At 51.6% G+C, this 19,489-nt stretch carries 14 protein-coding genes; 3 read left to right on the top strand and 11 right to left on the bottom strand.

Annotated elements, in window-relative coordinates; translation table 11 throughout:
* Positions 1-98: 98 nt before the first annotated feature.
* From gatB to GFS31_RS13520, 3 genes are all read right to left on the bottom strand, one after another.
* On the bottom strand, positions 99-1,601 hold the full coding sequence (gatB, locus tag GFS31_RS13530; protein ID WP_198805317.1) for an Asp-tRNA(Asn)/Glu-tRNA(Gln) amidotransferase subunit GatB: 1,503 nt from the start codon (positions 1,599-1,601) through the stop codon (positions 99-101).
* Positions 1,602-2,162: 561 nt separating this feature from the next.
* Positions 2,163-3,065 carry an acetylglutamate kinase gene (argB, locus tag GFS31_RS13525; RefSeq protein WP_198805316.1) on the bottom strand — a complete coding sequence of 301 codons (903 nt, stop codon included), beginning with the start codon at positions 3,063-3,065 and terminating at the stop codon, positions 2,163-2,165.
* A gap of 38 nt (positions 3,066-3,103) precedes the next feature.
* Entirely contained in the window at positions 3,104-3,667 is a 564-nt protein-coding gene (locus tag GFS31_RS13520) for a shikimate kinase (RefSeq protein ID WP_198805315.1), read from the bottom strand.
* An 807-nt stretch (positions 3,668-4,474) separates the two neighbouring features.
* Between GFS31_RS13520 and GFS31_RS13515 the strand changes: the two genes are divergently transcribed.
* Positions 4,475-5,500 (top strand): glycosyltransferase family 4 protein, encoded by a 1,026-nt coding sequence (locus GFS31_RS13515; RefSeq protein ID WP_198805314.1) that lies wholly within the window; start codon positions 4,475-4,477, stop codon positions 5,498-5,500.
* A 44-nt stretch (positions 5,501-5,544) separates the two neighbouring features.
* Here the strand turns inward: GFS31_RS13515 and GFS31_RS13510 are convergent, their stop codons facing one another.
* The 5 genes from GFS31_RS13510 to GFS31_RS13490 form a co-directional block, all read right to left on the bottom strand.
* Positions 5,545-6,834: an oligosaccharide flippase family protein gene (locus GFS31_RS13510; RefSeq protein WP_198805313.1), complete on the bottom strand. Its 1,290-nt coding sequence runs from the start codon at positions 6,832-6,834 to the stop codon at positions 5,545-5,547.
* A 72-nt stretch (positions 6,835-6,906) separates the two neighbouring features.
* Positions 6,907-7,800: a beta-1,6-N-acetylglucosaminyltransferase gene (locus tag GFS31_RS13505; RefSeq protein WP_198805312.1), complete on the bottom strand. Its 894-nt coding sequence runs from the start codon at positions 7,798-7,800 to the stop codon at positions 6,907-6,909.
* A 260-nt stretch (positions 7,801-8,060) separates the two neighbouring features.
* On the bottom strand, positions 8,061-10,001 hold the full coding sequence (locus GFS31_RS13500; RefSeq protein ID WP_198805311.1) for a glycoside hydrolase family 9 protein: 1,941 nt from the start codon (positions 9,999-10,001) through the stop codon (positions 8,061-8,063).
* Positions 10,002-10,049: 48 nt separating this feature from the next.
* Positions 10,050-11,384, bottom strand: a complete 1,335-nt coding sequence (locus tag GFS31_RS13495) for an O-antigen ligase family protein (protein WP_198805310.1) — start codon at positions 11,382-11,384, stop codon at positions 10,050-10,052.
* A 120-nt stretch (positions 11,385-11,504) separates the two neighbouring features.
* Complete coding sequence (locus GFS31_RS13490; RefSeq protein WP_198805309.1) at positions 11,505-12,917, bottom strand: GumC family protein; 1,413 nt, start codon at positions 12,915-12,917, stop codon at positions 11,505-11,507.
* 721 nt (positions 12,918-13,638) lie between these two features.
* On the opposite strand from GFS31_RS13490, the gene GFS31_RS13485 reads away from it, so the two are divergent.
* Positions 13,639-14,577: an exopolyphosphatase gene (locus GFS31_RS13485; RefSeq protein WP_198805308.1), complete on the top strand. Its 939-nt coding sequence runs from the start codon at positions 13,639-13,641 to the stop codon at positions 14,575-14,577.
* A 53-nt stretch (positions 14,578-14,630) separates the two neighbouring features.
* Here the strand turns inward: GFS31_RS13485 and GFS31_RS13480 are convergent, their stop codons facing one another.
* Both GFS31_RS13480 and GFS31_RS13475 read right to left on the bottom strand, forming a co-directional pair.
* Complete coding sequence (locus GFS31_RS13480; protein ID WP_198805307.1) at positions 14,631-15,200, bottom strand: plasmid pRiA4b ORF-3 family protein; 570 nt, start codon at positions 15,198-15,200, stop codon at positions 14,631-14,633.
* 28 nt (positions 15,201-15,228) lie between these two features.
* Positions 15,229-16,239, bottom strand: coding sequence for a two-component regulator propeller domain-containing protein (locus tag GFS31_RS13475; protein WP_225907414.1), 1,011 nt, complete (start codon positions 16,237-16,239; stop codon positions 15,229-15,231).
* A gap of 307 nt (positions 16,240-16,546) precedes the next feature.
* On the opposite strand from GFS31_RS13475, the gene GFS31_RS13470 reads away from it, so the two are divergent.
* A complete protein-coding gene (locus GFS31_RS13470; protein WP_198805306.1) occupies positions 16,547-18,211 on the top strand; it encodes an MFS transporter in 1,665 nt (554 codons plus the stop codon).
* A gap of 10 nt (positions 18,212-18,221) precedes the next feature.
* Here the strand turns inward: GFS31_RS13470 and GFS31_RS13465 are convergent, their stop codons facing one another.
* Entirely contained in the window at positions 18,222-19,403 is a 1,182-nt protein-coding gene (locus GFS31_RS13465; protein WP_198805305.1) for a TRC40/GET3/ArsA family transport-energizing ATPase, read from the bottom strand.
* Positions 19,404-19,489 lie beyond the last annotated feature (86 nt).

Here is a 19,489-nt window from a genome sequence, read left to right as displayed (position 1 = left end):
CTTTGTTCTCCCCCATAGTCAGAGACAACGGTTGATAGCACTGGTCAGAGATCCACGATATGACCAGTGCTCCCTTGACAACTCCCTAACCTCATCCCCTAGCCATTGAGCTTTTTACTCAGGAGCTGGTTGCTGAGCTTGGGATCCACCCGTCCGCCGCTGGCCTTCATCAACTGGCCCACAAAGAAACCTTGCAGTTTTTTCTTACCGCCTCGGTAGGCTTCCAGTTCTTCGGGGTGGGCGGCGAGAACTTCATCGATCATCGCCTCAATTTGGGCGGGGTCGGAAATTTGGCTGAGGCCGCGTTCTTCCACCATCGCCTTGGGGGAACCGCCTTGGGTCAGCAGTTCGGGCAATAGGTCTTTGCCGATTTTGTTGCTGATGGTGCCCGCTTCGATCAGCTGCACCAGTTCCGCCAGCATCTCCGGCTTCAGGGGCAGTTCGTCAATCGTGAGTTTTTCAGAGTTGAGGTAGGCTGCAATATCCTGGGTGAGCCAGTTGGCGGTGAGTTTGGGGTCGGCCCCGGTGGCCACGGTGGCTTCAAAAAACTCGGCAATGGGGCGCTCGTCGCAGAGCACCCGGGCATCGTAGGCAGAGAGGCCAAAGTCTTCCTCGTAGCGGCTGCGCTTTTGGGCGGGCAGTTCCGGCAGTTCCCCTTGCCACGCTTCTTTTTGGGCAACGGAAACGACAATGGGCGGCAGGTCGGGTTCGGGGAAGTAGCGGTAGTCGCTGGAGCCTTCCTTGGAGCGCATACTCTTGGTGCGCTGGGTGCTTTCGTCCCACAGGCGGGTTTCTTGGAGGATTTTTTCGCCTGCTTCGTTGGCCTTGATCTGCCGCTCAATTTCGTACTCAATGGCCTTTTGGATGGCGCTGAAGGAGTTCATGTTTTTGATCTCCACCTTGGTGCCAAATTCCTCTTGGCCCACCGGACGCACGGAAATGTTCACGTCGCAGCGCAGGGAACCCTCCTGCATGTTGCCGTCGCTGATGCCCAGGTAGCGGACGATACGGCGCAGTTCTTGGGCATATTCGGCGGCTTCTTGTCCGGTGCGAATGTCCGGTTCCGAGACGATTTCCACCAGGGGCACCCCAGCCCGGTTGTAGTCCACCAAAGAGTAGGTGGAACCCGCCAGACGGTCGCTTCCGGCGTGGACGAGCTTGCCTGCATCCTCTTCCATGTGCAACCGGGTGATGCCGATGCGCTTGCGGGTGGCTGCCTTGGTTTTCTTGTCGATCAGCTCAATCTCTAGCCAGCCGTGCTCGGCGATGGGCAGGTCGTACTGGGAGATCTGGTAATTCTTGGGCAGGTCGGGGTAGAAATACTGCTTGCGGTCAAACTTCGAGTAGGGGGCAATCTGGCAGTTCAGTGCCAGCCCCGCCTTGACGGCATACTCCAGCACCTTTTGGTTGAGCACGGGCAGCACCCCCGGCATTCCCAGCACAATCGGGTCGATGTAGGTGTTGGGATCGGCCCCAAAGGCGGTGGAGGCCGGAGAGAAAATCTTGGTTTCCGTACACAACTGGCAATGGGTCTCTAGCCCAATGATGGCCTCGTACTGGGTTTTGGCAGACTGGGTTTTGGCGGGGGCCGCAGAGGTCATAGACCGCTCCAACAAACGACGAAGGGCAATAGCTTCACCATTGTAGCCTTGGCCCTGCCCTCGGCCCAAACCCCACAGCCGATTCTGGGAAAGGACTGCCCTCGCATCTAGACTTTGCCTGGGTGCCATCTTCAAGGCTCCAGCCTCGCCCCTAGGGGCAGCACCCCCTGGGGGCACGTTCTTTCCATCCTGCACTCAGGTTATGCTATCCCCAGTGGGATTCCAATCCACGGTTTATGACTTCTCTAAGCACGTCCGGTACTGGTGCTTTGGGTAAGGCAAAACACGTGACTTCCACCGTATCGGGGAAAGCTAATTTCACTGTTGACAAGGTTTGATATGCAGAAGCGCTATGCCGTTGTTATTGGCATCACAAAACCAAGCCCCATGGAAGTCTTGAGTCGTGTTCCCTTGGCCAAGGCTGAGGCAAAAGCTCATGAGTTAATCGCTAACGGATAGCAGGATGTCGCAATTGTCCCTGTCCCTCAACCTGGCTGGCCCGGATAATAGTCCCAATGAATACGAGGCGGGTTGGTCTAACGTAACGACATCTGGCAAAGGTTAGCCCCGAAATTCCGAGGCCACAATCATGGAGCCGATACCGAGGTCGCTGAAAATTTCTAGCAGCAGGGCATGGGGAATGCGGCCATCCAGAATGTGCGCCGCGCCAACGCCCTGGGCTAGGGAGCGAACGCAGCAGTTCACCTTGGGAATCATGCCGCCGGAAACAATGCCCACCTCAATCAGTTCCCGCGCCTTTTGGATGTCCAGTTTTGGCAGCAGAGTGCTGGGATCGGTGTAGTCCTCCAAAATGCCTTTGGTGTCGGTAAGTAGGATCAGCTTTTCGGCCCCTAGGGCAGCAGCAATTTCCCCAGCCACGGTGTCGGCATTGATGTTGTAGGCTTGGCCGTTGTCGTCCCTGGCCACGCTGGAGACGATGGGGATGTAGCCCGCCTCCACCAGGGTCTTGATCACGCGGGAATCGACACCGCTGACTTCGCCCACAAAGCCAACCCCTTCGGCCCCTTGGGGACGGGCGGTGATTAGGTTGCCATCCACGCCGCACAGGCCCACGGCCTTGCCTCCGGCCTGGTTAATTAGGCCCACCAGTTCTTTGTTGACCCGGCCCACCAGCACCATTTCCACCACATCCATGGTGGGGGCATCGGTGACGCGCAGGCCGTCCTTAAACTGGGGTTCGATGTTCAGCTTGCCCAGCCAGGTGTTGATTTCTGGCCCACCGCCATGCACCATCACCGGACGCAACCCCACGCAGGCCATGAACACAATATCGCGGATGACGTCGGCCTTGAGGCTGCTGTCCTTCATCGCCGCGCCGCCGTACTTGACGACCACCGTGCGGCCCCGAAACTGCTGAATGTAGGGCAGGGCTTCGCTGAGAATCTGAACCCGTGTGGCCTCGGCGGCGTGGATGGTGTCGGCAGTGGCAGGAGACTGAACCATAGGGCTAGCGGTAGAAATGATAGGCTCCCGTTAGTGTATCAATTGAGTTGGTTGGCCGGAGCATCCGCCCGCAGTCTTTCGTCAACAAGGCTTAAAATTTGCGCGGTGATGACCTCCACTGTATCCCCTGCCGCGATGGGTACCCGCACATCCGCCTGGGCATAGAGGGGCTGGCGCTGATCCACCAAATCTGCCAGGGTTTGCCGCCAGTCGGGCCGCTGCAAGAGGGGGCGTCCCGTTTCTCCAGCCAGACGCTGCTCTAACACTGCCAGGGGCACATCTAGCCACACCACAATACCGTGGTGTAGGTGGCCCCAGTTGCGCCGCTGGGTCACAATGCCACCCCCCGTAGCAATCACCAGTCGCCGATAGGCCGCCAGTTGCGCCAACACCTCCGTTTCCTGCTGCCGAAACCCATCCTCTCCCTCCTGAGCGAAAATCTCAGCAATCGTCCGTCCTGCCACCGTTTCTAGCACTACATCGGTATCAAAGAACTGATAGCCCAACGCCTGGGCTAGGGCCGTTCCAGTGCTGCTTTTGCCCGCCCCCATCATGCCGATGAGGTAGAGGTTGGTGCCTTGAAGTCGTGCAGTGAGGGTCATGGGAAAATGAAAAAACGAAAAGACATAATGGGGATGCCTCAACGATAGATCATCTTGTAGCCCCTAGGTTTATTAAAGATAGATAGAGGTAATTGACCGCATGATATAAGGTGGGAGTTCTATTCCCATATCCCATCCCATAGTGGCAAACGCTACTTTTATGGATGGTCACAACTATGGATGGTCACAACTATGGATGGTCACAACTATCATGGATATTAGCTAGGATGCTCTAGGCTGATGGGCTATGATATCCGTCAATGCCATGGCCATAAGCCCTTAAAGTAGCCAAGAGTATCCCATGCTGGGCAACTTTATCTCAGATCTGTGTGCTGCATTGGACGCTAAGCCATGCAGAGTTCGTCCTCAAATTGCTGTTCTCTGTAACTAAAGTTCAATCTTCTTCAGTAGAGGGCTAATGAGTTGAGGGTTAACAGTATAGCTGCCTTTTCCATGGTGATAGCCTGTGCCCATTAAATCATATTTGGCTGAAAACCTTGCTAGCAAGGGCCGCTGCCCCATGACCTTTACTTACCTTGATGCTAAATTAATGTCACTTTTGGCTCAACTCAAATTTTTATTGTCCTCATTTGATATAAGTTTATAAAGACATTTTATAGATATTTAAAGGGATTTATAGCAGTAGGATCATTTACAATTAAGCGAGTCTCTGTAAGGCAAGGGAAGTATGGCTTCATGAATGCGTCCAGCTTCAACAAAAACTGCCATGGCGCAGAAGCTCACCCTTTTATCGCCACTTGAGTTAAAATTCATCCTAAATCCTGCGCTTAGATGTGAGGAGTTCATATGAAATGGTCTGTAGCTGCACCCTTCATCGATGTTGAAAATATAACTACTACCGATCCATGGCTGGTTCCCTATGTGCCTGGAAATAATCATGAATTAACTATTATTCCCCGCCCAGAGCCACTGCCAAAATGGCACACACGCAAGTCAAAGTACACCTCAGTACGGGAATGGTCAGTCTACATGAGACACGCCTCTAGCGCCTTGAACGCCTCGACAGAGGGCATCATAACTGCCTATCCTCAATTGCCTGCCGCCATAGGGCTCCAACAAGCACTACGATTTCGTAAAAAACCTGTAATCGCGTGGATCTTCAATGTGGGAACTTGCAGCACTGGGCTCCGTCGCAAATTGGCTCAGTTTAGCTTAAAAGATGTCAATTATTTTATCGTCCATACTCGTCGCGAGGTGAATATCTATAGCCAATGGCTAGGCTTGCCCAAAAGTCGTTTTGAGTTTGTCCCCTACACTGGCTCAGAAATTCCCATTGAATACCATGAAGACACTGAGAACCCCTTTATCACATCGCTTGGATCTGCTCATCGGGATTTTCCAACTTTCTTTGAAGCCGTCAAGAGATTAAACCTAAAAACTGTTGTGGCCACTAGCGAATCAGCCGTTCAGGGCGTTGCAGTTCCAGAACAGGTTGAATTGCCCTTTGGCATCAGTCGCGACGATTGCCTCCGACTTGCCCAGCAGGCACGTCTCAGTGTACTTCCATTGCTTCCTAAAAAAGACGTTACCGCTGCGGGTCAAGTAACCATCATTGATGCCATGATGATGGGTCGGCCTCTCATTTTAACTAATCTCTACGGGGCCGATGATTATGTTATTCATGGAGAAACGGGATGGCTTGTCAAGCCAAACTGTGTGGACAGCATGACTGAAGCCATCGATACGCTGTGGCATGATCACGATCTACGCAGACGTATCAGCCATAATGCTCGGGCCTATGCTCTAGAGCATTTTTCGTTTTCAGCCTCTGGCAGGCAACTGGGGCAAGTTTTAGACCGATTTAGTTTCTAGACTCAGGTGAAGCTCAGAGTTAGGGGCCAGGCTTATCTTGCTTTCTAGGTCTGAGCTTGCCGTTCCTTTTGATAGGAGAACCACACGATCATCCAAAGTAGAACTGACTTGAATACCTCAGAGAATAACGTTGCCCAAATAGCCCCTTGCCAGGAATAGATTGGAATGAGATAGAAATTAAGGGAAATATTAATTACAGCTGCGCTAACTTGAATAAAGCTTCTGGCTCTTTGATATCCAGCCCCAGTCAAAGAGTCAGCCGCTAGAAACTGTAGGATAAAGAGCAGGTGAACAGGTGCTAGCCAAACCAAGACTAGCGAGGATTGTTCAAATTCAGGCCCCAAGATTTGAGAAACGAACGGAGAAAACAGAACTAAGATAATAATCGTTGCTAATCCGTACAGGATTCCAGGCAAGAGAAGCTTCTTTGCCAGCGTCAATGTTCCGCGAAGACCACCTTCCCCCGCCTTGAAGAAGCGCGGATAACTCGCACCTTGCACAGCAATAATGGGCAGGTATCCCATATCAATGAACCGATATCCAGCACTGTAGATACCAGCCGCTACCGGACTGGAAAGCCCTACCAGCATCGCCCTATCCATTTGGGCATTGACGCTTGATGCTGACTCCGAAAGGGAGAAGAAAAAACCTTGACTTAATTTATTTAGGTCTAAGAAATTAAATCGAAAAATAGGCTTTCCAACTTTTCTATGCACTAAGTATAAAAGAATAAAGGCAGGCACTAAAGAACTTAAACAATAGACAAATCCCCAGATCATCAGCCGATCATCTCCTGGTATGATCGGCAGAAACATCACCCCGACCAACTTTGAGACCGTATATATCATGCCGTACTGGGCAGCCTCCTTTATGCGATGACTTGCGATAAAAGCTCTTTCAGAAAAACCACATAGCTTTAAGCCAACCAGATCTGCAACTAGAGTCAAAAATATAAATAAAGGTGGCACAGATGAGAAAAAGAAGGCTACTACTGGGAAGATAGCTAGTGCAACCACTCCAGCAGACAATAAAACTAAGGACAACGCATCTCCCCACCGTTGGGAAAAAACTCGATTTTCTCTAGAGACATCTTGAACTAAAAGATCACTAGCACCCATGCCAACAAAGGGAAATATAATGGCCCAAATAGCTTTACTTCCCTCAAAAATGCCGTAGTATTCAGAGCCAAGGTATCGAGCCAGGATGATGAAGTAGGCTACTTGAATCACCATGCTTAAAGCGCGAGTGATCAACATCCAAAAGCTGTCCTTAAAGAAGGCAGTTTGGGTGAGATCTCTAATCTTTGATCTTACTTTAGAAATCACTTGCTTCATAATGATTTAGATTGCGGCCCATGAATGGTATTTTGGGCGACCAAGAAAGGGCAACTGTTACGTTAATTTATCTCAGTATTCTCGGATTTGTTTGTCCAACTCATTAAGAATTTCTATATCTTTACATGAATCAAATTTTCTAGCGAAGTGTGCCGATGACGATAGCAATGACGGGAGATCTTCCATCCCAAGAGTTTTAGGATGGGCATTTTCAGAGCTCCAGTCAACATAGCGCATGTTGTTGTTACATAAATTGAAGCCTCGAGCATTGCAAAGAAGAGTTTGGTAATAAGATTCGGTAGGGAATATAGTATGTTTTTGATAGTATTTTTGTAGCGACACAGCAGTTTCATGCTGATCAAGTAAATATTTTGCGACTCGATGATTGCCGCAGAAAAAATGATCGCCCACAAAGCAAGGAAAAGAATCTGAAAAGGGGGTAAAAAATTTTGTCAAAGATGGTTTTTCCAAGAGCGTAATAAATTTTTTCTTTAGCCGTCCATTTTTTTCAATGGCTGGCACCCATGTTTTGACCGTGCAGTAACGTTGATAGCCTAGTCGTTGCCATGGGCTTTCTAGGCGGTTGTACTGAACTATCTCATGGTGGATAAAGGCATCGTAGGGCGATGACGATAGATCTTGAATGATTTTAGCAGCAGGTTTAATCGGGTAATCTGAACCGCTCAAGATGGTAAACCAATCAGGCGGATCAGGGCATTGGTACAGTAGGCGCAGTGCCCTCATTTCAGCTTCTATCGTAGAAAACTTTCCCCACTTGGTTTTGACATGGGGCATGACAAATTTCACATTTTTAGGAAAGCTTTCCTGATTGAGAGGCGTGATTGAGAAGTTATGATGGCAGACGATTCTGGGATAATCAAACATAATGTTGATTGTATCCACAAGGCGTCGCAGTTGATTGGGTTGATTGTGGGTAACTAAAATAAAGCCAAGGCTAGTAGCCATAGTCGCGATTAACAGATATGATGTTGGGTTTAGATCAGGCAAAGATTGCGGCTTCTCAAAGCATGATTCTTAATTACTCGGAATTTTTAATCAGTTGATCTAGAGGATACAGCGCTTTAGGATCACCTGAGGTACAGCGCAAAACTCGATATCCTTGTCATACATGACCTTCAGAACTTGAAGCGCACCTCACCAGGAAAAGCATCGCTGTATTTTGCCCTTGCAACTCGTTGTCGAATAGTCGAATATCAAAAAAAGGTTTATTGGGCAAGACTTACAAAACGAGACAGGAGCTTTAGATAAGCGCTTTGATAGTAGATTCCAGGTTCAGTCAGTTCCCATATATACATTGAATGGCGTTTGTTATTGCTGTCTAGATAGGCTCTCATGGGATAGTCTAAGTTGATAGGAGCATCGCCAGTGTAGTTTTTGTTAGGGCCGCCTGTCAAATAGCCAGAGGCAGGGCCACTTTCGGAAGTAAGGGCATTATCGTAAATACCGTGACCAAACCACTCATGATACATTTCATTGGCAGAGTGACTAGCGCCGTAAGCATACATATTAGATAGGTAAACAAGGCCCAATGGGTTAACTCCATGGAAATAGTGGATAGCCTCCAGAGCCCTATCATAATATTGTGAACGCAGTGTAGAAGGCTCTAGAATGCGATAGGCATCGAAATTAGTAATCCCATAGACCGCCTGAACAAAATTACTGCCCCAGTGATACTGATCATCTGGCATGTGAGCTGGGTAAGGAGTGACTTCAGGGTGTAGGCCATAGGTTTTGGAATGTCTAGTGAGATTTTCAAGAGCCTTTATCACACGAGACTTCAGGGTTTGAGAAACATCAGGTTGCTGCACATAATAAAGAAGGGCATCGCCTAAAATTGGCTTGTAGGGATACCAGGTTTGATGGCAGTAAAAGCAATAATGTCGAAGGTTTTCTGTTAAATAGTTTTCGTAGCTAGGATCAGAGGTGATTCGCGATAGATAAATGGCAGCAGCAATGGCGCTGTCAGCCTGCTGCTCAAGGGTTCTATCGGCATCGCCTGACTTAACAACTTGGGTATCACAATCCGTTTGGTGAGGGTGACTATGGTACCAGTGCCAAGCTTTGATAGATCGATTTTGAAGATCCTCTACATCTCCAGATAGAGGTTGAACCGACTTAAAAACCAGCGCTGCATGGGAAAACATACTGGCGATATCAATCGTGGCAGAGGAACATTGGGGAGCATAAAAGCGTGGTCGTGGGTCTAGGCTTGGTCGCTCGAATGTTCTAAAGTCTACTGTCCCAATCTTGATAAATGCACCGCCATCATCGGCCTGCATACGCTTTAGCCACTCTATCTCATAGCGGACTTCGTCCAGGAGATCAGGGATTCCATTTCCTGATTCAGGAATGTTGAAATCATCAGTCCATAGGGTGGGATTTTGTTGATAAGCATCGAGTAATTGGTGGACGGCTGTTGATGCAAAGGTGACATACTTATTTGTATCTCCAGCATCAAACCATCCCCCTTGCATGTCCCTAGTCAGGGCAGTATTCTGTCGGTCTTCGACAAAGCGAGCCTCCGTATCCTGCCTTGGCCCAATGAAGGCGGCATCATCTGTCCAACGAGGATCTGCATAGGGTGCATGTTTGGGAAAGCCGCTACGCTGATAGAAAAACATGCGTGTAGCAGCAACTAAGATTTCTCGATAAATGTCGGGTCTAATGTAAAAGGGCCACGAGGTTTCCTTAGTGCGATTATTTTGGATGATATAGCGGCCAACGTCCTGAGTTTCGGAAAAGTCAAACCAGGCAGCACAATCACCAGATTGGTTGTGAATTTCCCCATTGTTCCACAGCGTTGGAATAGCTTCATACACTATCTTTTCTGTATTCCCGCTGATCTCAATTAGGCTGTAGGCATCAGTTAACCGCTCTGCCTCTTCTAGATCGGTGTGAAGAAAGCATGGCTGCGAAATAACGGCCATCTTACGGTCGTTGGGGCGGTAACCAAACTGATCGACTAGGATATATCGAGGTGGAATTGAGTTTTCCTGAATCCCATTAGTTGCTGATGTCGCCCTACAGCTAACGGTAAGGGTAAACGCGAGAAGGCCAGCACATAGAGCAATCAAAAACCACTTTGTCCAGCGAAGAAGACCCTTTAGGTTGCCCTTGATTGCTATCTTGCTGGTCAAATGGTTCATAGGATAGGGCTCATGATGTTTCTCTAGGAAAGCTGGGGGTTCGCGAAATCAAGAGGAAATGGTAGCTGCTTTTTTGGAAATATCTTTGCTCTGATATACCTGAGTAATACTTCTTCGCTGAAAAACACTCTTGAACTCTGCAGATGCAGAAACAACAATAGTTGTAAAAAGAATCCAGAAAAAGTCGTTCTGCGCGAGAAGAGATGGCTCAGCAATATTGATCTGGATGAGATATATCAGAACAATGAGCGGCCAGAGATAGTCTAGACAGAAGCATTGGCGCAGCAGGAGATAAACTCTGACTAAGGTAGACCAGTAGATGACTAAGAACAGTGAAAAGCCAGCTAACCCAAGCTGAAGGATAAAGTCTAGATAGCCGTTGTGAGAGTTAGGAACGGGCCATCTTAATGCCCTGATAATAGAGGCAGACTCGCCACGAAGACCTTGCCAAAATCCAGCAAATCCATAACCCAGAATGGGCCGCTGCTGGATCTTTTCTATGACCAAAGCCCAAATGTCTGTACGTCCAGTTAAGGTGGGATCTTTTCCTACTAAGCCTAGTAATGCTCCAGCGATATCATTGAAGGTAATGACTAGGCCAGAAAGAAACATAACGAGAAGAACAGCTACGATTGAAAATTTATCATTCTCTAGTTTAAATACCTGATTGAGAAAAAGAATGATGGTGATAGCCAAGATCGAATTAACCAGAGCATTAGTAGAGTTAGATCCCACAGTTAACATGAGACTCGACAATAAACCTATCCACAGATACCACTTAGGCTTAGCATTGGATTGTAGGAGCATGAGGAATACGGCATTGCTTAACACCATAAATTTTCCCATGCCGTTTTTGTGCGTCCATACTCCCCTCAGCGATCCGGCGTGTACGGCAGCCATAATTCCATATTTGGGCAGTGCGACAATAAAAACAAAGCTAAGGGCAATAGTTACGCCAAAAGCCCAGGCCAGAAGCCGAACTTGTTCGCGGAAACTAAATCTGGTTGCGACATAGAATCCAAACATGGTGCTGCCCATGATGCCGATAGAAGCGGACATAGTTCGATCAGGCAGGGCTGACCAGACATAGGACAGGGGTGCCATTAAGATTAAGGTGATGAACAAAACGTTATTAATAGCAAAGACTAGCGTTTTGTTCCACCGCAAAATAAGCAAAGTCAGCGTTATTAGGTAGTTAGTGATAAAAAGCAAGTTTAATGGAGTGTAATTGAAGGCAAAAAGATCAACCCCATCCCCTTCGCTGGCTCCTTGAATAATAAATAAAGGAACAACCGCATTCATGTAGAGGATGAGGGAAATAACGCTAAATACTCGCTCGAACTTGTCAAGCGTATTCATTACGTTAATTTTAATTTTTGCCATTGTTATTATTCGGTTTGGAGGTAGACTCTGGCCGTATTGCTAGATATGATTGCCTGAAATTTTGAGGCTTATCGGAATCTGGCGACTTTAACGATTTCCATGAATGGTCAGCTCTTTATCCTAGGCTGAACGTTTATTGAAGGATTTACTAAATTTCAAAGCTTCCGACACTAGAATAATTGCAATCGCTAGTAACGCCCCACCCACAACACCGAAGGCTAAAAGCTTCAGCTTCATTCCAGAATCAGGCTCCTCTGGAGGTGTTGCAAGCTGAACAATGCGGGTATTGTAGGTTGTCTCATTTTCTCGCACTTGTAACTCCTGGAGACGAGATAGGACGTTGCTGTAGGTTTCTTCAGCAACCGCCACTTGACGTTCTAGGGCACGCTGTTCAGCACTAAGAGAAGGAACACTGATGAGGCGAGATTGATACTGAGCCTGATAATTCTGGAGGACACTGAGTTGTTGCCTCAGACCAATATACTCAATCTCAGTATCTAGGTATCGTTGTATGAGAGCCTGAGTAATATTCTGTTGGTTAGGAGTGCCTTGGATAAGTGCATTGGGTGCATTGGGTGCTCCTCCAGCAAGTTGAATTTGTTGTTGAAGGAAAGTTTGCAAAGACTGCTGTTGAGAGAGCAACTGGCGAACAACGGGACTATCGTTGCTAAACCGAGCCTGTTGAGTAGCAAGATCTCGCTCTACAGCTTGCAGAGCGACAATGGCTTCTTGTACACCAGGGTTTTGACTCAGTATTCCTACAATCAAGGCATCTTGAGGGTTTAAATTGAGGCGACCTTGCAGTGTATTAGATTCTGTGGCAGCTCCTTCCATGCTGGCCTGAACGGTAGCGATCTGATTAGAAATCGTTTCGATTTTAGTGACGAGGGATCTAGCCTCGGCTTCTAATACACCGATTTGATTTTGCTCTAGGAAATTTTGTAGATCTACTTCAGCTTGACGCAACACAGCTTCAGTTTGAGGAAGCTGCGCTATCAAAAACTCTTTGGCTTCTCGTGTTTCAGCTCGATTAGTATTAATAGATTGTTCTCGATACTGATTAATTAAGGTATTAACGACGTTAGCGGAAGTTTCAGGATCGGTATCGGTAAACAGAATGGATAGTACGTCAGTGCCGCCAATAATACTGATGTCTAGCCGTTGACTTAAATTATCGGCGCTGAGGGGATCACCCTCTTCATCCCTTAGATCTAAAGCTTCAATGGTGGCCTGAAGGAGAGGCCGCGAACGCAGCACTTCAATTTCTGTGCTGAGGGGAGTTTGGTCGATCAAAAGCGATTGGAGCTGTCCGGTTTCTCCGCCCCCTAACCCCGTCAGGGCAGCGGTTCGGTCTACCTTGGTAAAGAGTAGTTTGGCGTCAGCGGTATACTGAGGCGTGATGCGAGTGGTCGCAAAGGCAGCTACAGCCACACAAATGGCGAAGGCTCCTGCTGCAAAGACTCCTGATTCTCGTACCGAAGACCCCAAGGAACTTAAATCTAGGTCAATTGTCTCTCGTTCTGCATGATTCATGATAGTCCTAGGAGGTCTCCTAGTCGTTTCTACTGGTGATCGTAAAGAGGGAAACGCACGCCTGGGGGAGAGCAATATGGCTGTGGAAAGCAGAATACCACATGAAAAACGATGGATTCTGACCGCGCTAAGGGTTGGGGTAGGGTGGATCTGTATGTGAATCAGGGTAGCGCAGGTGAGTCAGATCTAACCATCGCTATTAGGATATCTAGTCGAAGAACGGAAGTTGTGAGGCTAAGTCGGTAGTTACTTAAAGTTCAGATGCCTTCGCAAGTCTGTAAAGTTTCTGTAAAATCTACGTGGATCTGCGGAACTTATTTTTTGACCTAGGGCCTGTTCTTCTGCTGGTTGCCTGACCAATGATGTACGTCCTTACCCTCACCCCCTCAGCAGAGGGCCGGAGTAAAGGCTTTCGGGGGTCCATCTGGGCTCTTTTGCCCGTCAATCAGGTTTCCCTGTCGTCCCCAGTGGGTCATCCCTTACTCTCCTCCCCGTTAGCAGCGTCCTGGGGCCAGGGCAACCAGACTTTGGGCATCGCTTTTCGGCTAAAGGGGGATGTCAACTCGCCCCCCAAGCTGCGTGAGCTGAAGGAACGCCCCGCCCTGAGTCTTCCGGCCATGCACCTGCGTTGTCTCCCGTTACCAGCGAGTACAATTTGGGAATCCTAGGGTTAGCTTGCGCTTCGGCTGGGCTTCCCGATTTGTATTTGGAGACCAAGGCTATGGTTGTGACCAGTGCTCGGCATCGTTTAGTCACCCGCAGCGATTTTGACGGCTTAGTGTGTGCCGTGTTGATGAAGGATATGGGGCTAATCGACGATATTTTATTCGTCCATCCCAAGGACATGCAGGATGGCAAGGTGGATGTAACGGCGAACGACATTACTACCAACCTACCCTATGTGGAAGGGGTTCACCTCGCCTTTGATCACCATGCCAGCGAAATGGTGCGCAACCAAGGCCAGCGCGACAACCACATCATCGACCCTAAAGCTCCCTCTGCGGCCCGTGTGGTCTACGACTACTATGGCGGGGCTGATCGATTTCCCGCCATTTCCCAGGCCATGATGGAGGCGGTGGACAAGGCTGATTCTGCCCAGTTTGACCTGGCGGATGTGCTCAATCCCCAGGGTTGGACGCTGCTGAACTTTTTGATGGATGCCCGCACAGGGTTAGGGCGATTTCGGGAGTTTCGGGTCTCAAACTACACCCTGATGATGGAGCTAATTGATTACTGTAAAGCCCACACAATTGATGACATTTTGGCTCTGCCCGATGTCAAGGAACGAGTAGATTTATACTTTGAGCAGGAGCCTAAATTTAAGCAGCAGATTCAGCGCTGCGCCACTGTTTACAACAATCTAGTCGTGCTCGATCTGCGGCAGGAAGCGGTGATTCATGCGGGTAATCGATTTATGATCTACGCCATTTTTCCCGACTGCAACATTTCCATCCATGTCATGTGGGGGCTAAAGCAGCAAAATACGGTTTTTGCGACGGGAAAATCCATCTTTAATCGGACTTCTCAAACAAACATTGGCGAGCTGATGCTGGAGTATGGCGGCGGTGGTCATGTCAATGCGGGCACCTGTCAAGTTGCCAATGATCAAGCTGATCCTGTTCTCCAGCAACTGATTAGCCGCATCACAACCGACGGTTAGCAGGTGCAGATTCGCCGTTTACCCCCTACATGGGCCGATGGGATAGCGGAAGGTTATTCATCGCCTTCAGGGGGTGGCGGGCTTGGGAGAAAGAGGACTTGGAGCCGCTGGTTAGCCGCGACAAGATCAAATTTCTCAGGGTCGAAGTCGTAGCCAGTCTGTTCCCATAGATCGGCATAGTCAGGATCTTCTGGATCGTTTAGGCGATCTAGAAGGTCTTCATAACCCCAGACTCCCGCACAAAACTCTGGCGGACAGTGACGCTCTCCGGCAATGCAACAGGGCAAAGGCTGGGCATTGTCCACCGGAGCCACCGCTTCCAGGGTGACTCGGTGCAGCCAACCCAGGGTGGGTGCATAGAGGTAGCGCAGGCTATCTCCTGGCTGGCGCAGCATGGTGGATAGGTCGGTGGATAGGTCGCCATTCTCCTCGGCCATCGTGGGGTTATCTAGGGTGGGTGGAGCCTTGAGTTGGGTTTCAGCCCGCCCCGACCACCCCATCGCCGCTGCCAACAGAGCGGGAAGATCGGCTAGGGGCGTGTTGGCCCTCACCCATAGACTGCGCCAGATGGGCGGATCGCTATCTAGAAGATCAATGCGAAGTTGATAGCGCTGAGACGGCATCGAAGTTGGGAGGTCACGGGCCATGGTGCTAACGCTGGGCCTCCAACAGTTGAGGGTTGACCAGGCCGCGATGGGGGTTGCCCTGCCCCGTCATCTGGCTAACCCAGCCGAGGCCCTCGCTAGTGCCAACCCAAACTTTGTTGCCAACGCCCGGAGCAACGGAGAGAATCTGGCCCGAGGGCAGCAGCGGCACCCGACCCAGCAGTTCGCCGCTGTCGGCCTTGAGGTGAAACAGCCCTTCGCTGGTGCCGACCCAAACATTGCGGTTGGCGTCAAAGCCAATGGTGCGAACGTTTCTATCGCGCATAGCCGACACAGAACGCACCAGTTCCGCCCGCACTGGATCCACCACAAACACCCCTGATGGAGTACCAACCCAGAGGTTCCCCCTAGGCCCCAGTGCCAGGGCTTGAACGGCTCCCCCCGGCAGGTTGCCTACCCGACCGATAGGAAAGGCATTGGCTGTGTTAATTTGCACTAGGCCATCTAGGGTGCCCACCCATAGATGGTTGTTGCCATCTAGGCTGAGGGCATTGGCGCTAACGCCCTGGAGGTCTTGCAGGGTGGTCATCAGCAGGCCCTGGTCGGGGCTGATCATGGCAAGGCCCCGGTCGGTGCCCGCCCACAAAAAGCCTCGGTGATCGAGTTGCAGGGCTAGCACTCGGTTGGAGGGCAGCGTAAAGTTTTGGGCGGTTATCTCGTTGGTGCGTGGATCCACCCGTACCAAACCCAGGGCACTGCCGACCCAAATTCGCCCAACCCGATCCATGGCCAGGGATTCTAGGGTGCGACCAGGAATAGCCACGCGCCGCTCAATGGCTCCGGTTTCGGGGTGAATGCGAATCAACCCATTCCACGACCCCACCCACAGTCGCCCAGTGGCATCGGCCTGAAGCGCAGGCACCCGGTAGGGGCTAGGGGCCGTTTGGGCAATGAGTTGGGGCTGGGACGGAGCCACGGGTTCCACCAACGCTGGAGGCTGAGCTACCCCTAGGGCAGGGCCTCCTAGCCAAGACAACGACAGCAATAGACTTAACACGTTCGTTTCCTCTCCATGCTGGCTAGGGCTGCTCCCCCAAGACGGTGTGTGGCGTCCGGTGGGTGCTCTTGGGTGGCGGCATCTCTGCTTGGGCCTGTCTCCACCCTAGACCCCTCTGAAAGTCAAAGTATACCTAGCTTTTCCCTGGGGGGCGCAGATTCCTGTGGCAGTTCTTCGTCCGTGGGGCTAGGGGCCAACGCTGGCGGTCAACCGCAGGCCTATGGCCACAGACCTAGGCCACTGCCTAGCCTTCCCCTCAACCTCTCCCCTATGATTGAGGGCCAGAGGACGCAGAAGACCAACCGCGATGGAAAACAACCCAGCCCAGCCGCCAACCTCCACCGATCTAGCCTCCACCCGATTCGAGCGGTGGGGTGGCCCCATTGGCCTGGGGCTGACGTTTTTTATGCTCTCCTATACCGTGGGGGTAGTGCAGCCGATCATGCCCTCGCTGGTGCAGGAGTTTCAGTCTACGGTGGGCTATATCCAATCGGCCCTGGTGATGATGTCGCTGCTGACGGCTTCCTTTACCCCCACTGCCGAAAACCTCAGCCGCCGCCTAGGCCGCAAGTGGGTCTTCAATGGAGCCTTGGCCCTGTTTGCCCTGGGCCTGGGCCTGGTGATGATTAGCCAAAATATGGGGCTGTTTACCCTGGGCCTAGCGGGCGGCACCGGACTAGCGGCCTCGGTGCTGGTAAGCACACCCGTGGCGCTGATGGATCGGTGCTACCCCGATACCGTCGCCAAAAAATATGCCCTACTGGCCCTCACGGTGGCCGGAATTTCTGGAGCTTTGACCGGGTCTATTTTGGGCGGGATCATGGCCTATCAACTGAACTGGCGCTGGCCCTTTGGCATTGCCCTCCTGCTGATTCCCATCATCGCGAGGCTGGTATGGCCGCTGCTGCGCTACCAGCCCACCCGATCCATGGCGGTGGACTGGGTGGGTGGGCTGCTCTCGGTGGCGGGGTTTGGCTGCACCCTGGTGGGGCTCAGCCTTGCCGCCGACTTGGGCTGGTGGGTGCCCAAAGGGATTCCAGATCAGCGAGGCTTTTGGCTGGCTCCTCTAGGCATCTCCGTGGTGCCTGTGCTGCTGGCGGCGGGGATGATTTGCCTGGGGCTGCTGGCCTTTTGGGAACGTCAGCGCATTCGCCGGGGAGAAGAATCGCTGCTGCGGATGGGCGTGTTTAACCGCCGCATCTACGCCCTCGGTCTTACCATTGGCACCCTCCATACCCTGCTCCATGTGGGGGTGCAGTTCAACCTGTTTCAGTTCATCCCGGCGGTGATGGGGCTCAATCCCTTTCAAACGGCCATCGCTGTGGCCCCCGTCACCATTGCTCAGTTGGGGGTGTTGTTGACCCTGGCCAAACGGCGTCCCAGACAACCCCATCGGTGGCTGCTTCAGTGGGGGTTGGGCATCAAGGCTCTGGGTATTCTCCTGCTGTGGTGGGCCATGGGGCCAAACCTCACCCTACTTCGCCTCATGCCTCCTCTGGTGGTCTTTGGCCTGGGGACAGGCATCTTTTCGACCTACATCACCTCTCTCACCTTCACAGATACCCAGGAGGAGGAAAAAGCCGAGGCTAGAGGGGTCTACCGTCCCTTCCAAAATCTGGGGGCATCCCTGGGGCGAGGTGTCTTGGGGACGATTCTCGTCGGCATTGCCTCCATTCAGATTGTGGATGGCATTTTGGCAGAACTGGGCCAAACCCTCGACCCGGCGGTGCGCCGTCAGGCCATTCGCTCCCTCCAAACTGCCATCCAAACCCTGCGCCCCAGCGACCGCCAAGGCATCTTTGCCGCTCTGCCCGATGCCATCCAGCCTGCCTTGCCCAGCATCCTCAAAACCGCCGCCCTATCGGCCATGCAGTACACCCTGCTGCTGGCCTTTGGGCTGTGTCTGATTTGCTTGGCGCTGTCCTTTTGGCTCCCCAAAACCTCCAAACAACTAGAAGCCGCCATTGAATGACAAACTGAGCCTAGGCCGCTGAGCTAAAGCGAATTTTGAGGTAGTCATCCTCCATTTTGGCCCCGGAGGGTTGCAGGGCCGCGAGGGCTTGGGGCAGCACCAGGTTGCGGCGGTGGTTGCCGATGCGAATGTTGAGTTCGTCGGCGGATTTGCTCAGCTCAATTTTGTCCTTGGGGATGCCGGGCAGGTACAGTTCTAGGCTGTAGCTGCTGGCCTCTTGCACCACGCGCAGGGTGGTTTCTTTGTAGTAAACCTGGGCCGGATCTTCGTCCTTATAAAGGGTGTCCTTGAGGCGATGGAGGGCTTCGATGCCACACATTTCTTCAGCAAACAGGGGTACTTCTTTAACAGGCAGGGGCCGAAAATCGTCGTGGATTTCCTGTTTGTATACCTGCTGCTTTTCCTTCATCCGCTGGAAGAAGGGATCCTGCACCTCTTCGGGGATGATGCGGTTGGCAATCACCAAATCTGTCCCCACGTTGTACAAACTCAGGTAGGCGTGGGCGCGGAGGGATTCCTTCAGCACCATTTTTTCCGGGTTCGTGACCAGACGCACCGAAGTGGTGGCGGCATCGGTGAGAACTTTTTCTAGCTCCACCAACTGCTCGTAGAACTCGTAGGGGGCGTCCATGACCTCCTTGGTGGGCAGGTTGAACCCGGCCACAGGGCGAAATAGCGGTTGCACCAGGGGACGCAATACCTCCGAAACGGCCTGGAAGGGCTTGTAGAGTTTCCGCATGTACCAGCCCGCCACCTCCGGCAAACTCAGCAGGCGCAGGGCGGTTCCGGTGGGGGCCGAGTCGATGATCAGCACGTCAAATTCGCCTTCGTCGTGGTGGCGCTTCATCCGCACCAGGCTAAAAATTTCGTCCATGCCGGGGAGGATGGCCAATTCTTCGGCCTCGATGCCCTCTAGGCCACGGGCTTGCAGTACGTCGGTGATGTAGCGCTTCACCGCTCCCCAGTTGCCCTCCAGTTCCATTAGGGCATCCAGTTCGGCCCCCCACAGGTTGGGCTGCACCAGGCGCGGATCGTGGCCCAGTTCCATGTCAAAGCTATCGGCCAAGGAGTGGGCTGGGTCGGTACTCAGCACCAGGGTTTTGTAGCCCAGCTCGGCGCAGCGAAGGCCCGTAGCCGCCGCCACAGAGGTTTTGCCCACGCCGCCTTTACCCGTCATCAACAATACCCGCATGTGGGTGTCCTCGTTTTTCTCTAGTGTTCCCTAATTACCTAATCTATAAGGTTTTTGGGGTTTCGGCAGAGGTTCGGCCCATCCAC

Source organism: Leptolyngbya sp. BL0902, assembly GCF_016403105.1.
Taxonomy (GTDB): domain Bacteria; phylum Cyanobacteriota; class Cyanobacteriia; order Phormidesmidales; family Phormidesmidaceae; genus Nodosilinea.
Note: the sequence above shows the minus strand (reverse complement) of the source record. Positions and strands in the feature narration are given on the sequence as shown.

Coding starts and splice junctions, on each gene's coding strand:
- argB (WP_198805316.1), bottom strand. CDS start 3,065: ATGGTTCAGTCTCCTGCCACTGCCGACACCATCCACGCCGCCGAGGCC.
- GFS31_RS13500 (WP_198805311.1), bottom strand. CDS start 10,001: ATGAACCATTTGACCAGCAAGATAGCAATCAAGGGCAACCTAAAGGGT.
- GFS31_RS13515 (WP_198805314.1), top strand. CDS start 4,475: ATGAAATGGTCTGTAGCTGCACCCTTCATCGATGTTGAAAATATAACT.
- GFS31_RS13480 (WP_198805307.1), bottom strand. CDS start 15,200: ATGCCGTCTCAGCGCTATCAACTTCGCATTGATCTTCTAGATAGCGAT.
- GFS31_RS13490 (WP_198805309.1), bottom strand. CDS start 12,917: ATGAATCATGCAGAACGAGAGACAATTGACCTAGATTTAAGTTCCTTG.
- GFS31_RS13505 (WP_198805312.1), bottom strand. CDS start 7,800: ATGGCTACTAGCCTTGGCTTTATTTTAGTTACCCACAATCAACCCAAT.
- GFS31_RS13510 (WP_198805313.1), bottom strand. CDS start 6,834: ATGAAGCAAGTGATTTCTAAAGTAAGATCAAAGATTAGAGATCTCACC.
- GFS31_RS13465 (WP_198805305.1), bottom strand. CDS start 19,403: ATGCGGGTATTGTTGATGACGGGTAAAGGCGGCGTGGGCAAAACCTCT.
- GFS31_RS13520 (WP_198805315.1), bottom strand. CDS start 3,667: ATGACCCTCACTGCACGACTTCAAGGCACCAACCTCTACCTCATCGGC.
- GFS31_RS13470 (WP_198805306.1), top strand. CDS start 16,547: ATGGAAAACAACCCAGCCCAGCCGCCAACCTCCACCGATCTAGCCTCC.
- gatB (WP_198805317.1), bottom strand. CDS start 1,601: ATGACCTCTGCGGCCCCCGCCAAAACCCAGTCTGCCAAAACCCAGTAC.
- GFS31_RS13485 (WP_198805308.1), top strand. CDS start 13,639: ATGGTTGTGACCAGTGCTCGGCATCGTTTAGTCACCCGCAGCGATTTT.
- GFS31_RS13495 (WP_198805310.1), bottom strand. CDS start 11,384: ATGGCAAAAATTAAAATTAACGTAATGAATACGCTTGACAAGTTCGAG.